This window comes from Actinomyces sp. zg328, from assembly GCF_009829635.1.
In the GTDB taxonomy this organism is placed as follows: Bacteria; Actinomycetota; Actinomycetes; order Actinomycetales; family Actinomycetaceae; genus Actinomyces; species Actinomyces marmotae.
Genome location: NZ_VWPE01000014.1, coordinates 1 through 16,013 on the forward strand (window position 1 = coordinate 1; position 16,013 = coordinate 16,013).

Consider the following 16,013-nt stretch of genomic DNA (forward strand, 5'->3'; position numbering starts at 1 on the left):
CGAGCCGAGGTCATCGGCGGGGCCGCCCGTCGCGGGCGCGAGGGCCGCGCCACGCGCGGTCGAGGCGCCGTCGGCCGCATGGGCGGGGCCGACGAGGCCGATCGAGGCGCTGAGCGCCACGAGGGCCGCCAGGGCCGCTCGGCGCCGGCGCGCGTGGGTCGTTGTTCTCATAGGGGATCTCCTTGTCAGGGTGAGGGTCGGTCAGGGGGGATCAGGCGCGGGAGGGCTCGAAGTCCGGCAGGGGCTCCCCCCTGCCGAACATGGCGGCGATCGCCGCCATGACTCTCTCGCAGGCCCGGCCGTCGCCGTAGGGGTTGGCGGCCTGGGCCATGGCCGCGTAGGCGGCGTCGTCGGTGAGCAGGGTGGTCACGGCCTCGACGATCCGCTCCTCGTCGGCTCCGACGAGCCTGGCGACGCCGTAGTCGATGGCCTCGGGGCGCTCGGTGCTCTCGCGCATGACGAGCACGGGCTTGGACAGCGCGGGGGCCTCCTCCTGGACGCCCCCGGAGTCGGTGAGGACGATGTGCGCCCGGTTCATGAGCGAGCAGAAGGCCCCATACTCCAGGGGGTCGGTGACCACCACGTTGGGCAGCCCCTCGATCCTGGGCAGGAGGGCCCGGCGGACGATCGGGTTGCGGTGGGCGGGCAGGACAATGAGCGCGTCGGGATGGGCGCGGGCGAGGCGGGCGATCGCCCGCCCGATCCCCTCCATGGGCTTTCCCCAGGACTCGCGACGGTGCGCGGTCACCAGCACGACCCGGCGGGAGGGGTCCTCGAGGGCCTCGCGCAGCGCCGGGTCGGCGGGGGGCGTCGGCCTCGTGACCGCCTCCAGCAGGGCGTCGATGACGGTGTTGCCCGTGACGCGCAGTGAGGCGGGATTGACGTCCTCCCGCAGCAGGTTGTCCCGGCTGGTGGCCGTCGGGCACAGGTGCAGGGAGGTGATCTGCCCGACGAGCTTGCGGTTGGCCTCCTCGGGGAAGGGCGAGGTGATCGTGCCCGTGCGCAGCCCGGCCTCGAGGTGGAGGACGGGGGTGGAGTGGTAGAAGGCGGCCAGCCCCGCGGCGAACACCGAGGTGGTGTCGCCCTGGACCAGGACGGCGTCGCAGGGGTGCTCCTCCAGGGCCCCGCCCACGCCCTCCAGGCACCGGGTGGTGACCTGGGTGAGCGTCTGGCCCGGGGAGTGGATGTCGAGGTCGATGTCGGGGGTGATGCCGAAGAAGGTGTTGACCTGGTCGAGCATCTCGCGGTGCTGCCCGGTGACGACGATGACCGGGTCGAAGCGCTCGTCGGCGCGCATCCGGTTGATGAGGGGGGCGACCTTGATCGCCTCGGGCCTCGTGCCGTAGACCAGCATGATCCTCAGGGGCGCTCCCTGCGGCCGCTGATCGGATGGGGTCGCTGGCTCGGTGGTCATCGGTGCTCCTTGGTGTCGTGTCAGTTGCGTGAGTAGGTAGTCGCGGCGAAGGTGACGATGGCGTCCTCGGTGTAGGCGCCCACGGGGCCACTGCGATAGGGGCTGTCGGCATCCTCGATGACGCCGAGGTCCTGGCCGTCCGCCGTGACGGTGAAGGAGACGGCATCACCCGTGGTGTCGACCCGCACCTGGACGAGGTGGGCCACGCCGACCTCGAAGGACGGCTCGTGGGCGGAGGCAAGGAATCGCTGGTTCCCGGGGTAGGCGGGGTCCTGCTTGGAGACCTCCCAGCCGTTGGGCTTGAGGGCGAGGGCGTAGAAGTGCTCGTTGTCCTGGAAGGACCACAGGAGCCAGGCGACCTCCCAGGGGTTGGGCGAGATCCCCTCGCGCAACTGCTTCTCAGTGGTCATCATGGAGGTGATGGTCTGCGTGGCCCGGTCCGCGACGGCGGCGGCGGTGGAGATGGCCAGGGCGGCGTGCGTGCGCTCGTGCTCGGTGGCCGAGTTGGGGGCGAGCCGCAGGGTGCCGCCCTGGCACGTGGCCTCGCCGTAGCCGTCGAAGATGACCCGCCAGTCGTCGCAACTCGTCTCCTGGGTGGAGAGGTAGCGGTACCCGAGCGCGGCCCCTCCCCCGATGAGCGACACGAGGGCTCCCCCGAGCACGAGACGTCGGCGCAGCAGCGCGGACCTCGCGCCCTCCTCCCAGTCCGACGGCGGGGCGGGCGCGCGCCGGCGGTCCTCCGGCGGGGGGCCGGTCCGGGGGGAGGCCTCCGGGGCGCTCATGCGGCCACCTCATGCTCTCGGGGGACCGGCGGGCGCGGCGGGCGCGGCGGCCGCTGGGGCATGGGCGGGATGGCGGGGGCTGACGGCGAGGGCCGATCGACGCGCGCGAGCGCGGGCCGGATGCGGATGCCCTGCGGGTCCGGGGTGGCCTCTGGGCGCGCCGCCCCCGGCGCGGGGGCGATCAGCCCCGGCGCGGGGGCGGTCAGCCCCGCCGGCGCGGCCGCCCCCACCGGGTCCTCGGCCTCCCGGGCGGTCTTGGCCCACCCGGTGCGCCCGGTGATCTCGCGAAGCAGGGCCCGCCACCCGAAGAGGGCGGGGAGGAGCCCGTAGAGGACGAAGACGTGGGCGTAGGCGAGGGCCTTGAGCGGGCCGAGCCCCTCAGAGCGCTCGATCCTCCAGTACAGCAGGCCGAAGACGACGCCGGGGCCGAAGGCGAGGAGGTAGGCGCTGAGCAGCCACCACCAGGTCTGGCTGTGGCCGAGGACCGCCTTGGACACCACGATGAGCACGGTGATCGCGAATGAGGCCATGAGCAGCGAGGCCGCCAGGAGGACGTAGGGGGTGAGGATCTGCCAGGTGGTATCCGCCCTGGCCAGGCCGCGCTGCTCGCGCGCCGCGCGCCCGAGCAGGTTAAGGGACTGGATGTTGCCCTGGAACCAGCGCGTGCGCTGGCGCAGGAGCCTCCTGAGGCTGGTGACGCCCTGCTGGTGGACCGCCGCGGTGGGCCTGAAGTCATTGACCCACCTGGTGCCGTTGAGACGGACGCCGAGGTCGAAGTCCTCGGTGAGCGACTTGGTCCAGGGCTTGTCGCCCAGCGCGCTGAGGGCGTCGAGGCGGGCGAACTGCGCGTTGCCGCCCATGCCGACGCTGTGGAGATGGCGCCTTCCCCTCTGGAAGACCTCGGTGAAGATGACGAACTCCATGTCCTGCATGCGGGCGAGCAGTGAGGAGAAGCGGTTGTTGATCCGCACGCCGAACTGCACGGCGCCGATGCGCCGATTGCGGAAGGCCCGCCGGGCCTCGTCAATGGCCTGCGACTCGAGGCGGCCATCGGCGTCGACCACCCCGACCACCACATCGGTGCCCGGGTCCCCGCCCCATGTGGCGCGCACGTGGTCCAAGGCGTCGTTGAGGGCCTCTCCCTTGCCGAGGCGGGCGCGCGGGGGGACCCTGCGCATGACGCTCACGCGGGGATCCGGGATCGCCCGCACGACGTCGGCGGTCCCGTCGTCGGATCCGTCGTCGATGACGAGGACGCGCAGCCTGTCGTCGGGGATGTCGAGGAGACGACCCACGCTCGCGCCGATGACCCCGGCCTCGTTGAGGCACGGCATGAGGATGACGACGAGGATGTCCTTCGCCCGGGAGCTGCCGCCGTGCCGGGGCCGCTCGATCCGCGGAGGCCGCCTGGAGATGAGGAGGAGGACGAGCACGTAGACAAGCCCCATCCCGATCATGATCACCGCGCCCCAGTGGCCGATCATCTCGACCGGGTCGCCGGCGCCCCCGCCGATCATGCGCCCCTCCTGCGTCCCGGTCCCCGGTACCAGCCCAGGAGAACGCGCCTGAGGGCCCCGGTGAGGTTCACCCACAGCCAGGCGATGGCCACGACTGCGAAGAGGAATCCGGCCAGGAGGGAGAGAACATGCGCGATTGTCCCAGCGACAGCGAGAATACGCGCCATGGCGCCCGGACCGGGCAGCCACGAGGAATTCGCAAGAATCAGGGAGCAACTGCTCATCGCACCGTCATTTCGACTCAAGGGATCAGGGTGGAACCACGATGATGATCGTTCGCAGCGGGACACATCCAGATGGGGACTGGATGTATCTAAAACGAAGATAACAATTTGATATAGTCGAACAACACTGTGGAATCACACAATCTGAATATGTTTGAGTTGTGCTACACCACATGCCCGTTGGGATATCAGCGGTGCTCGGCGGCCCATCCCACTCCTGCGAGCAGATGTCAGTAGCGGCTATCACATTCTCAGCATTATTCGATCACCACCATCAGAAGCGCGATGGAATCTGGGCGATGATCGCTCCCCTTACAAGTCTCGTCAGTGCGGATGTACGAAAGCAGGATGCCCTTTCCTCCCTAGGACGAGAATCCGCGCCGAGCACCCATCCATGGGCGCTCGGCGCGGATTCCAGGGGCGCGTTCAGTCGCGGCCGTGAAGACGCGCTCCGACGGCCTCCGCGTGGGCGGGAAGATCCTCCGCCTGGGCCAGTGCCGCGAGCGGGCCGGACATCGCTCCCAGGGCCTGGGCGCTGTACTCGATCATCTGAACGGGCTTGAGGTAGGCCATCACGCTGAGCCCCGCCGCGAACCGCGCCGTGCCGCCGGTGGGCAGGACGTGGTTGGAGCCGGCGAGGTAGTCGCCGAGCGGGACGGGGCTGTAGGGGCCGACGAACACCGCCCCGGCATTGCGGATGCGGCGCGCCACGTCGGGCGCCCCCTCGGTGTGGATCTCGAGGTGCTCAGCGGCGTAGGCGTCGGCCACGGCGATGCCCTGCTCGATGTCCCGGACGAGCACCACCCCCGACTGCGCGCCACCCAGGGCGCGGGCGGCGCGCTCCCGGTGCCGCGTCGCCGCGAGCCGGCGCTCCAGCGCGGCGTCGACGGCGTCCGCCAGGGCGGGGCTGTCGGTGATGAGCACTGATCCCGCGTTCGGGTCGTGCTCAGCTTGGGACAGGAGGTCGGCCGCGACGTACTCGGGGTTAGCGGAGGCGTCGGCGAGGATGGCGATCTCGGTGGGCCCGGCCTCGGCGTCGATGCCGACGTCCCCAAGCACGGCCCGCTTGGCAGCGGCGACATACACATTGCCGGGCCCGGAGATGACGTCGACGGGCTCGCACAGGACACCGCCCGCGCTCGCCTCCTCATCGGCCTGGGTCTCGGGGCCGGCGCCGTACGCGAGCATGGCGATGGCCTGCGCGCCGCCCGCGGCGTAGACCTCGGTCACGCCGAGCAGGCCGCAGGCCGCCAGGATCGTGGGATGGGGGAGGCCGCCGTGCTCGGCCTGGGGCGGCGAGGCGAGGACGACGCTCTCAACCCCGGCGACCTGAGCCGCGACGACGTTCATGACCACCGAGCTCGGGTAGACAGCCAGGCCCCCGGGGACGTACAGGCCGACCCGCCGGACGGGGATCCAGCGCTGGGTGATGATCCCGCCATCGGTAATGCGTGTGACCCGCTCGGAGGGCATCTGGGCGGCGTGCCCCGCGCGGTTGTGGGCAATGGAGAGCTCCAGGGCCCCACGGACGGCTGGATCGAGCCCCTCGACGGCGCTCTGGATGGCCTGCTGCGGGACGCGCAGGCGCTCGGGGCGGACGCCGTCGAGCCTTTCCGCCGCATCGCGCAGGGCGGCGGCACCGCGGGCCCTGACATCACTGATGATCGGCTCCACGGTCGCCAGGGCCGAGGCGACGTCCAGGGCCGCTCGTGGCAGGCGCTGGGCGAGCTGGAGGGGGGTGAGATCGGTGTCACGCAGGTCGATGCGGGTCAGCATGAGCACAGGTTATCGGCATGGGCGCGCGGCTCGGGCCGCTAACCGGAGCCTGGATGCGGGCCGGGGCCCACCTGGTGGGCGCGACCGGGACGCGCCTGAGACCGAGGAGTCACAGCAAGAGGCCCGGCAAGATGATTACAAAACGATAACCTTACGGCTATCGATCCCCCTGTTATCCCTGACAATGAGGAGCCCTCCATGAGCATGCCCCGCATGCCGCTACCCACGATGCCCAGTGGGCGGGACTGGACGGGGCTCCTGCGGCCCGCGTCGGGCGCCCTCCTCGGCGCGGCGGCGGTCCGCGCGGGCGCCTCCCCGCTGATCGCGCCCCGGTACGCCGTACCACTGATCGTCGCCGGCGCGGCGGTGATGGCGCCCTTCGCGCTGTGGACCGCCATCAGGCTGGCGGGACTGGCGCGCCTCGCGTGGCGGGCCCACCGCTTTCACTCCGGCCATCCGAGCGCCGCAGAGTCCCGGGAGCTCGAGTGGCGCACGGGGCTGGCCGCCTCCCAGGATCAGGCCAGGGCCGTGGCGCGGGGCCTGGTCATGGGCGGAGCCTTCGACCTCGGTCGCCCCTGGGATGTCGCGATCGACACGAATGAGCAGGTCCTGGCCGACTGCCCTTCCGACTACGCCCGGTACTACAGCGAGGAGGCGCGTCCCCTCCAGCCCGGCACCAGGGTCATCGGTGGATCCGGCGGCGCATCGGCGGGACTGGACGCCGCGCCCACGGCGCAGCGCCGCCGGCCATGGGCGAGGGGGCCTCAGGGGTACCGATGGCGAGAGAACCAGTCCGTCCGCGCGCTGGTCACCCAGCGGCGCGTCCTCGTCCAGCGCAACGACCTCCATTGGCTGAGCTTCCACTACGACGCGATCGTCGCGATCCGCCCGCAACTGCCTGCCGGAGTGCTCATCCTGGAGTTCGAATCGGCGTCGCCCCTGCGCCTGGCCGGCCCCGCCTCGGCGGTGACGGCCGTGGCGGCGGTTTACGCCCTCTTCGGCGCCCAGGGGCTGCGCGATCACCCGGGATTGGAGCCCCTGCGCATCCGCGACTACGGCCGCGCTGAGCCTCCAGCCGAGTCGTCTGCCGCGTCCCCGGCCGAGGCGCCGGAGGCCGCCTCACCCGCCTGAGCCGCGGCGGCCCCGCGGCGGCCCCTCCCGGCGCCCTGGGAGCGGCTGGACCACAGGTCCCAGCAGGCCTGGCGGCTGGGAGGCGCCCAACGCGCATCCGGGGTCGAGACCTCGCCCGTGCTAGCGGACACCACGAGGGAGGCCAAGCTGGGCTCGTCGCGAGCGGCGCAGTCATGGGCGATCATCGACAGCAGCGGCCCCATGTGCCGGGGCAGGACCGCCCCCGCGATCTCGTCGCTGAGCTCGCCGTAGGTGATGACCTCCCGGTGCTCGGCCACCTCGATGAGCGCCTCCCGGCAGAGCGCGACGGCGCGCGCCAGCCGCTCGGAGAGCAGGTACTGCCGCTCCCCCACCGGATAGCGCGCGCCGACGACGATCGCCAGGGGCTCCTCCCCCGATGCGCTCATGCGCGCAACGACAGGAACAAGCGCCGCAGGTACGGACCGAGGACACCGACCAGGAGCGAGGCGAGGGCCCCACCGGCCATGACCGTGCGCGCCTTGGGCTTGACGTCCTTGGCGATCTCCGCCCTGGCCTGGGCCGCCTGAGCGGCGGCGGTCGGGGTGTTCTTGGCGGGGGACTCCTGGGCGGCGTCACCGGCGGGGGCCGGGGCCGGCGCCTCGGTGGTCGGCGCGGCCTGAGCACCGGGCTCTGCCGGCTGCTCGGCGCCGGGCGCCTGAGCGGCGGGCTGCTCGCCATTCCAAGCGGCGTTGACCAGAGCGCCCATGTTCACCGCCACGCCCGCGTCGGCGCCGATCTTCTCGGCGATGGCCTTGGGCAGCGCCGCGCCAGCGCCGGAGGCCGGGCTACCGGGCTTGAGGCGGAAGTCGGAGGCCTTCCAGTTCGGACCACTGGCCTCCTTGACGAACAGCGGGTTGGCGTCCGGGGTGCCGCGCAGGTCGAGGCTGTGGCTCTCCTTACCGCCGGTGGTCACGCCCTTGTGCGAGCCAAAGGTCTTCAGATCCTGGGAGTAGAAGGCCTCGTTGATCGAGTTCTTCCCGTACTGCCACCAGTGCAGGAAGTTGTATTCACCGCCATGCGGCCGGTAGTAGGCGTTGTGGTCGATGCTGGAGATCATCTGGTTGGCGTAGAAGGCGCCGGGGGCGTGACGGTTGGTGTCGCCATCGACGTTGACGATGGAGGCGTAGCGCCAGGGGTCATTGGGTGAGGCCTGCGTCTGCTCCGAAGAGAAGATGTTGTTGGTGACCACCGCGTTCGTGGTGTCCCAGCTCAGGCCGCGCTTGGCGCTCCAGGGCTCCAGCGAGGTGCAGGTGCCGTCCGCGCTCCTGGCGTTGCAGCCCTTGGAGCGGGTGTCCTCGCGCACCACGAGGCTGGTCAGCGCGTGCGAGACGGTGTTGTTCCACACCGAGGAGTTGTCAGAGCCCTGCACCCGGATCGCCGTTCCCGCGCCGTCGATGATGTTGGAGGCGATGGTGGTGTGGGAGGAGACCTCGTCGAGGATGCCCAGGGGGACGTTGATGAAGTGGTTGCCCACGATGTCGGAGTTGATGACGCCCTCATCGAACCAGATTCCGGCGGTCTGCACGGTCTCGTTGTTCTGGGGCAGCGAGGCGTCCTTACCCGACGCCGAGTTGTCCACGGTGTTGAAGGCGTAGCGCACGTTCTCCGAGTGGGTCACCTTGGTGTCGGCGATGGTGCAGTAGGCGCCGCAGTCGGTCGTGATGAACCCAGCGGAGTTCGTCCCCCGCCAGTAGTTCTTCTCGATGACCGTGCCGGAGGAGGCGTTGACGTTGAGCGCAGCGCCGCCGTTGTCCTCGAAGCGGTTCCCCGTGACCTTGGTGTTCGGGGCGCTGGCCAGGTGCAGCGCGCTGCCGGCCGCGGAGTAGCGGAAGGTGTTGTTCTCGATCGTCTGGCCCTCCTTGGACACGACGACAGCGCCGCCGCCGGTGAACACGCCGATCTCGGGGTCCTGGTAGTCCCACCGCTGGAGCGGGGAGTACTTCTCGACGACGATCCCGGACAGCGTGGTGTTGGCCCCTTGCAGGGTGAGCGCGCGGTGCTGCTGGACGACCTCGACGGTGTGCTTGGAGGGATCGACCCCGATGACGTAGGAGGTGCCGCGATGCGGCTTGGCGTTGAAGCCGCTGTAGGAGTCGCCCGGCTTCTTCAGGGTCACGGGGTCCGGGTCATCGACGTAGAAGGAGGAGGCGTTCACCTCGCCCCTCGAGGCGACCTGCGTGAGCGGCTTGCCGTCAACGAAGACCTGCTCGGGGTGGGCCGCCATGCCCTCGACCGCGGGATTGGCGTTGGTGGTGCACACATCGCAGAAGCGGACCATGTCGTGGCCCGTCGACCATGTGCCGTCCCCCCCGGCCTTCCAGGAGGTCGGCACCTCGGCCCCGGACAGAACCGGGGTGGCGCCGGCGGCGGCGCGGATGGTCACACCCTTGTCGACGTAGATGTTGCCCTCTCGGTAGGTGCCATCGGCGAGTTCGACGACCTGCCCCTCGCTGGCCGCCTTGAGGGCGGCGCCGAGGGTCTTGTAGGGCTTGGCGGCGGAGCCGTCGCCGGAGTCAGATCCGGACGAGGCTGAAACATGGAGCACGGACTCCTGAGCGGCGGCTGCCGGGGCTGTGAGCCCCGGGGCCGCCACCCCTAGGAAGAGGATGGCGAGCAGTGCTGTGAATCGACAGTATCGGCGCATCATTAGTGTCGTCGTCTCCTGTTGGTGGGTGAACCCCGCAACCGTACCGTTACGAGGGAGGCCCAAAACGGTGACGTGGCGCGCATCAACACCTGTCTGGGTTCTCAGGAGGAGCCTTCCAGGTTCCTCCAAGGAACCGTCCACTTGCGCTTGACCCGCAGTGGGAGGGGTTCCTGCGATCGATGCTACACGCCGTCACGAGCCACATGCGCACCACTGGTCACATCTGTCACAATCGGATCATGAGCAACATGCCGTATCCCACCATCCTTGTTCGCGGAGAGATTAAGCTGGGCCAGTTCTTGAAGCTCGCCAACCTCGTCGAGGACGGCGCCGAGGCCCGGATCGCGATCCAGTCGGGCGATGTGAGCGTGAATGGCGAGGTGGAGCGGCGTCGTGGGCACCGCCTGTCCGACGGCGACCTCGTGGTGGTCGACCTCCCCGCAGGATTGGCGGGAGCGCGGGTGAGAGTCGAGCCCTGATCCGAGCGCTGGGAGGCGCGCGCCATCCGCGGGAGCGCCGAGCCACGGCTCGGCCATCGCACTTAGGGGCGAGCAGGGCTCCATGAGCGGGGCTGTCGGTGCCCCGCAAGGGGGGATCTGCCCAGGCCTCATGCGATCAGTGCCTGGTCAGAGGCTATTCAGTGGTTTCTCAGTGATGGAGGCACCCCGGCCCGAGGAGGGCCTTGATGTCGGAGTAGAAGGCCTGGGAGGCCTCCACCCTCAGTGAGGGGGCGAGTTGGGTGCGAACCTCTCGGCCCGGGCTGGTCAGGTTGAGGCGCACGACGCTCGCGCCGGGGTGGCGCTGAAGGAGGTCGCGCAGCTTCTCCACCAGGGGCCCGGTGCAGCGGTTGGTCGGCAGTGTGAGCGTGACGGCCTCATGCGTGGCGCTGGAGATGTCGGGGAGGGTGAGCTCCTGGGCGTAGAGGGAGACGGCGCCGTCGCGGCGGGTGAGCCTGCCCCGAATGGTGACCACAGTGTCCGGCGCCAGCATGGTGGAGACGGTCTGGTAGGTGGAGGGGAAGAAGAGGGCCTCGATGGAGCCGCCCAGGTCCTCGATCTGGGCGATCGCCCACAGGTTTCCCTGCTTGGTGGTCTTGCGGGTCAGGCCGGTGATGAGGCCGGCGATGGTGACCATGGCGCCATCGGGGCGCTCGTCGTCCTCCACGAGTTCGGAGATCTCGGTATCGGAGAGCTTGGCCAGCAGGGGCTCGATGCCGAGCAGTGGGTGATCGGAGACGTAGAGGCCGAGCATGTCGCGCTCGTAGGCGAGTTTGTCCCGCTTGTCCCACTCGGGTAGGTCGGGGATCTCGGCGGAGAACACGGGCCCGGAGGAGAAGGGGTCATCGGCGTCGTCCGACCCGCCGTCGCCCATCAGGGAGGCGAAGAGGTCGAACTGGCCGGCGGCCTCGTTGCGCTTGACACCGATGATCTCGTCAACGAAGTCCTCATGGCAGGCCTGGAGCGCGCGGCGGGACTTGCCCAGGGAGTCGAAGGCGCCGGCCTTAATGAGGGAGTCGATGGTGCGCTTGTTGCACACGACGGCGGGGACCTTGTCGAGGAAGTCCTCGAAGGAGGTGAACTCGCCCTTCTCCTTGCGGGCGTTGACGATGGCCTCAACGACGTTAAGGCCGACGTTGCGCACGGCGGACAGGCCGAAGCGGATGCCTCCCCCCACGGCGGCGAAGCGCGCGCGGGAGGCGTTGACGTCCGGGGGCAGGACGGTGATGCCCATGTGACGGCACTCCCCCAGGTAGACGGCGAGCTTGTCCTTGTTGTCCTTCTGGCTGGTCAGCAGGGCCGCCATGTACTCGGTCGGGTAGTGGGTCTTGAGGTAGGCGGTCCAGTAGGAGACGACGCCGTAGGCCGCGGAGTGCGCCTTGTTGAAGGCGTACTTGGCGAAGGGGACCACGACGTCCCACAGGGTCCGGACCGAGTCCTTGGAGAATCCGTTGGCAACCATGCCGGCCTCGAACTCGACGAACATCTTGTTCAGGATGTCCATCTTCTTCTTGCCCATGGCCTTGCGCAGGGCGTCGGCCTTGCCCATCGTGAAGCCCGCCAGGTCAGTGGCGATCTTCATGACCTGCTCCTGGTAGACGATGAGGCCGTAGGTGGTGCCGAGGATGGGCTCGAGGGCGTCGGCGAGCTCGGGGTGGATCGGGGTGATCTCCTGAAGGCCGTTCTTGCGCAGGGCGTAGTTGGTGTGGGACTCCGCGCCCATGGGGCCGGGGCGGTAGAGGGCGCCGACGGCGGAGATGTCCTCGAAGTTGTCAGGCTTCATGAGGCGCAGGAGGGTGCGCATGCCGCCGCCATCGAGCTGGAAGACGCCGAGGGTCTCACCCCGGGAGAGGAGCTCGTAGGTGGCCCGGTCGTCGAGCTCGACGTGGTCGATGTCGAGGGCGGGCTTGCCGTTGGCGACGATGTTGTCCAGGGCGTCGGAGATGACCGTCAGGTTGCGCAGGCCCAGGAAGTCCATCTTCAGCAGGCCGAGGTGCTCGCAGGTGGGGTAGTCGAACTGGGTGATGTAGGCGCCGTCCTGAAGGCGCTGCATCATGGGGATGATGTCGGTCAGGGGCGCTGACGACATGATGACGGCGCAAGCGTGGACGCCCCACTGGCGGGTCATGCCCTCCAGTCCCTTGGCAAGCTCGACGATCTTCTGGGCGTCGGGGTCCTCGGCGTGGAGCTTGCGGAACTCCTCGGCCTCCCCGTAGCGCTCATCCTCGGGGTTGAAGATCCCCTTGATGGTGATGTCCTTGCCCATGATGGTGGGGGGCATGGCCTTAGTGAGGCGGTCACCGACGGCGTAGGGGTAGCCCATGACGCGGCTGGAGTCCTTCAAGGACTGCTTGGCCTTGATGACGCCGTAGGTGACGACCTGGCTGACCTGGTCGGAGCCGTACTTGTCCTTGACGTACTCGATGACCTCGTCGCGCCGGCGCTCGTCGAAGTCGACGTCGATGTCGGGCATGGAGATGCGCTCGGGGTTGAGGAAGCGCTCGAAGATGAGCCCGTGGTTGAGGGGGTTGAGCTCGGTGATGCCCATGGCGTAGGCGACCATGGAGCCGGCCCCGGAGCCGCGGCCGGGTCCGACGCGGATGCCGCGCGCCTTGGCCCAGTTGATGTAGTCGGCCACGACGAGGAAGTAGCCGGGGAAGCCCATCTGGACGATGACGCCGATCTCGTACTCGGCCTGCTTGCGGCAGTCCTCGGGGATCTGGCCGCGGAAGCGCTTGTCCATCCCGGCCCAGCACTCCTTGATGAACCACGATTCCATGGTCTCGCCCTCAGGGACGGGGAAGACGGGCATGAAGGAGGCGCCGTCGTCGACGGTGGCGAAGTGGACGTCGCACTGCTCGGCGACGAGGAGGGTGTTGTCGCAGGCCTCGGGCATCTCCTTGAAGAGCTCGCGCATCTCGCGGCCGGGGCGCAGGTAGTAGGTGTCGCCGTCGAACTTGAAGCGGTCGGGGTCGGACAGGACGGAGCCCGAGTTGATGCACAGCATGGCGTCCTGGATGGTGCGGTCCTCGGGGCGCACGTAGTGGGAGTCATTGGTGGCCAGCAGGGGCGCGCCGATCTCCTTCGCCAGACGCAGGAGGTCCTTGGTGACCCTCCGCTCGATCTCAAGGCCGTGGTCCATGAGCTCGACGTAGAAGTAATCCTTGCCGAAGATGTCCTGGAGCTCGCCCGCGACCCGACGGGCCTCCTCCCACTGGCCCAGCCGCAGGCGGGTCTGGACCTCGGAGGAGGGGCAGCCGGTTGAGGAGATGAGGCCCTTGGCGTAGCGGCTGATGAGCTCGCGGTCCATGCGGGGCGCCTTGCCCATCTGGCCCTCGAGGGAGGCGAAGGAGTCCAGTCGCATGAGGTTGTGCAGGCCCTCGTCGTCCCGGGACAGCAGGGTCATGTGGGTGTAGGAGCCCCGGGCTGAGACGTCGTCGGAGCGCTGGGACTCATCACCCCAGAAGACGCGAGTCCTGTCATGGCGCGAGGTCCCGGGCGTCACGTAGGCCTCAACGCCGATGATCGGCTTGATACCGGCCTTGCGGGCCGCGGCGTAGAACTCGTAGGCGCCGAACATGTAGCCGTGGTCGGTGATGGCCAGCGCCTTTTGGCCCAGGCGCTTGGCCTCGGCGACATAGTCCTTGATCTTGCCCGCGCCGTCCAGCATGGAGTAGTCGGTGTGGACGTGGAGGTGGACGAAGTCGTCCACTGGAGTCGTCTGTTCCCGCTCGCCGCTCGCACCTGCCATGACCTCATCCTAGGGTCCTGGCGAGGGGGACGCGAAGCGGGCGGGGCCCGCGCCGACACCCGAACCGAGGAATGGCGAGGTTTGAGGATTGCTCGGCCCCTTCACCGCGCGCAGCGCGGCACCGGCACGAGCGGACTCCCGCTGACCTGCGCCATCACAGATGGTGACCCAATGTCAGAAAAAGGAATCCTCAAACCTCGCCATCCGAGGGGGCCTCATCTCCAGGAGGATCCTCCCCGTCGCCAGTGGCGTCCCATCAGCCCCCCGCGCAAGCAGATGGATGGTCGACGCCTCGAAGTCCCGGGCGTCGATCTCCTCCACGAACGGCACATTCTGCTCGTCGACGAAGACCTCCAGGCGCACATCCGCCGCGGCGCAGCGCGTCAGCCTCGGGCCCCGACTCATCGCCGACCGCGCTGGTCAAACCGATCGGCTCGATCGTCGCCGACGGGATCCGCAACGCTATCGTCCCCGCCAGGCTCATACGGCCCTCATCACATCGAGGGCGCGCGCCAGGTCCTCCGGGTACTCCGAGCGGAAGCGCATCGACTCCCCCGTGATCGGGTGGTCGATGCCCAGCTCCACGGCGTGCAACCACTGCCGGACCAGCCCGGTCCGCGCCGAGAGCGCCGCATCCGCCCCATAGGTCTCATCCCCCACGCAGGGGTGCCCCACCGCCGCCATGTGCACGCGGATCTGGTGGGTGCGCCCCGTCTCCAGGTGCACCTCCGCCAGGCACGCCCGTGGCATGACCTCGATGACGTCGTAGTGGGTGATCGACTCCCGCCCGCCGTCGATGATCGCCATCCTCCACTCCCGGCTCGGATGCCGGCCGATCGGCGCGTCGATCGTCCCCGAGGAAGGATCGAGATGCCCCTGGACGAGCGCGTGGTAGACCTTGTCCACATCATGGTTCCGGAATGCCCTCTTGAGCACGGAGTACGCGCGCTCCCCCTTCGCCACGATCATCGCCCCGGAGGTGCCCGCGTCCAGGCGCGAGACGATCCCCTGCCGCTCCGCCGCGCCGGAGGTCGCCACGCGCACGCGCATCGCCTTGAGCGCGCCGAGCACGTCCGGCCCATCCCAGCCCATCGACGGGTGCGCGGCCACGCCCGCCGGCTTGTCGACGACGACGATGTCTTCGTCCTCGTACAGGATCCCCATCCCCTCCACCGGGGTGGCCACGGGCTCAGCGGGCCGGGGATCGGGAAGGTCGATCTCGAGCATCGCGCCGCCGACCACGCGATCCGACTTCCCCAGAGGGGCGCCCGCCATCCTGGCCCCGCCCTCGGCGCAGATCTCAGCGGCCTTGGAGCGGGACAGGCCCGTCATGCGGGAGACAGCGGCATCGGCGCGCTCGCCATCGAGCCCATCGGGCACGGGCAGGAGGCGCCGGCTCATGAGACCGCCCCCGACTCATCGCGCCGCCTGGCCCGCCGGGACCTCCTCGTCTCGCCGCCCCCCTCGGTCGCGACCACCGCGCCCTGGGCGCTGTCAGCGCCGTGATGATCATCGTCCTCGCCCGTGCGGGTGCCATCGAGATTAACGCCCAGGACCGATAGGACCATGATGACCCCGGCCGCGCCGACGATCGCGATGTCGGCCACGTTGCCGACGAACTGGCCCCCGTAGTCGATGAAGTCGACGACGTGCCCGTGCAGGAAGCCCGGCGCGCGCACGATCCGGTCGATGAGATTGCCGATGGCCCCGCCGAGCACGAGGCCCAGGGTGATCGTCCACGCGCGCGACCCGAGCCCGCGAGAGGCCCGGACCACGACGACCACCACCACGAGCGCGACGAGGGAGAAGATCCACGTCTGGCCCGTGGCCAGGGAGAAGGCGGCACCGGGGTTGCGAACGAGGACGAGCCCCAGCAGATCGCCGATGATCGGGATCCGCGCGCGCCCGGACAGGGCCGCCACAGCCCACAGCTTCGTCACCTGGTCAACGGCGATGAGGATCGCGGCGATGAGGCAGACGACCGGCAGCGCGCCCATGCGGCCGCTCCGACCGCTCGCTCCGCGAGTGGGCGCCTCGTCGCGGTGAGAGGCGGGATCATCGGCATCCTCGCCCGGGGCGGCAGAACCGCCCGGCTCGCCCGGGTCGGCTACAGGAGCGGGCCCGCCGGGGGCCGTGACCGGCCCGGGGACCCGGGCCGAGCCGCTCGGGCCGGCGGGCCTGGCCTCCGAGCCGCTCAGGGGCTTGGGGTTGATCTGGGAGATGTCGTCGTCGGTCATGGGTTCTTCCAAGAGT

At 69.6% G+C, this 16,013-nt stretch carries 12 protein-coding genes; 2 read left to right on the forward strand and 10 right to left on the reverse strand.

Translation table 11 applies throughout. From position 1 onward, the window contains the following. Positions 1-211 precede the first annotated feature (211 nt). The 4 genes from wecB to hisD form a co-directional block, all read right to left on the reverse strand. The gene (gene wecB, locus GVV75_RS06990; RefSeq protein WP_201288731.1) at positions 212-1,414 is read right to left on the reverse strand and encodes a non-hydrolyzing UDP-N-acetylglucosamine 2-epimerase; all 1,203 of its coding nucleotides are present in this window, start codon (positions 1,412-1,414) and stop codon (positions 212-214) included. Between the two features lie 20 nt (positions 1,415-1,434). Next, complete coding sequence (locus tag GVV75_RS06995; RefSeq protein WP_159814084.1) at positions 1,435-2,196, reverse strand: hypothetical protein; 762 nt, start codon at positions 2,194-2,196, stop codon at positions 1,435-1,437. Then, complete coding sequence (locus tag GVV75_RS07000; protein ID WP_159814086.1) at positions 2,193-3,713, reverse strand: glycosyltransferase family 2 protein; 1,521 nt, start codon at positions 3,711-3,713, stop codon at positions 2,193-2,195. The genes GVV75_RS06995 and GVV75_RS07000 overlap by 4 nt, the downstream gene beginning before the upstream one ends. A 650-nt stretch (positions 3,714-4,363) precedes the next feature. Further along, positions 4,364-5,713: a histidinol dehydrogenase gene (hisD, locus tag GVV75_RS07005; protein ID WP_159814088.1), complete on the reverse strand. Its 1,350-nt coding sequence runs from the start codon at positions 5,711-5,713 to the stop codon at positions 4,364-4,366. A gap of 198 nt (positions 5,714-5,911) precedes the next feature. On the opposite strand from hisD, the gene GVV75_RS07010 reads away from it, so the two are divergent. After that, complete coding sequence (locus GVV75_RS07010; RefSeq protein WP_159814090.1) at positions 5,912-6,844, forward strand: hypothetical protein; 933 nt, start codon at positions 5,912-5,914, stop codon at positions 6,842-6,844. On the opposite strand, the gene GVV75_RS07015 is transcribed toward GVV75_RS07010, so the two are convergent. Together GVV75_RS07015 and GVV75_RS07020 are read right to left on the reverse strand one after the other, a co-directional pair. Continuing rightward, a complete protein-coding gene (locus tag GVV75_RS07015; RefSeq protein ID WP_159814092.1) occupies positions 6,766-7,251 on the reverse strand; it encodes a hypothetical protein in 486 nt (161 codons plus the stop codon). The two genes, GVV75_RS07010 and GVV75_RS07015, sit on opposite strands and share 79 nt — an antisense overlap. Next, positions 7,248-9,509 carry a right-handed parallel beta-helix repeat-containing protein gene (locus GVV75_RS07020; RefSeq protein ID WP_201288265.1) on the reverse strand — a complete coding sequence of 754 codons (2,262 nt, stop codon included), beginning with the start codon at positions 9,507-9,509 and terminating at the stop codon, positions 7,248-7,250. The genes GVV75_RS07015 and GVV75_RS07020 overlap by 4 nt, the downstream gene beginning before the upstream one ends. 251 nt (positions 9,510-9,760) lie before the next feature. Between GVV75_RS07020 and GVV75_RS07025 the strand changes: the two genes are divergently transcribed. After that, positions 9,761-9,991: an RNA-binding S4 domain-containing protein gene (locus GVV75_RS07025; protein WP_159814143.1), complete on the forward strand. Its 231-nt coding sequence runs from the start codon at positions 9,761-9,763 to the stop codon at positions 9,989-9,991. Positions 9,992-10,160: 169 nt separating this feature from the next. On the opposite strand, the gene dnaE is transcribed toward GVV75_RS07025, so the two are convergent. From dnaE to lspA, 4 genes are all read right to left on the reverse strand, one after another. Further along, entirely contained in the window at positions 10,161-13,760 is a 3,600-nt protein-coding gene (dnaE, locus tag GVV75_RS07030; RefSeq protein WP_159814093.1) for a DNA polymerase III subunit alpha, read from the reverse strand. A 174-nt stretch (positions 13,761-13,934) separates the two neighbouring features. Continuing rightward, positions 13,935-14,123, reverse strand: coding sequence for a hypothetical protein (locus GVV75_RS10325; RefSeq protein WP_236266093.1), 189 nt, complete (start codon positions 14,121-14,123; stop codon positions 13,935-13,937). A 117-nt stretch (positions 14,124-14,240) separates the two neighbouring features. After that, positions 14,241-15,161 (reverse strand): RluA family pseudouridine synthase, encoded by a 921-nt coding sequence (locus GVV75_RS07040; protein WP_159814095.1) that lies wholly within the window; start codon positions 15,159-15,161, stop codon positions 14,241-14,243. Then, a complete protein-coding gene (gene lspA / locus GVV75_RS07045) occupies positions 15,158-15,997 on the reverse strand; it encodes a signal peptidase II (protein ID WP_328703541.1) in 840 nt (279 codons plus the stop codon). Before lspA ends, GVV75_RS07040 begins: the two co-directional genes overlap by 4 nt. Positions 15,998-16,013: the final 16 nt, after the last annotated feature.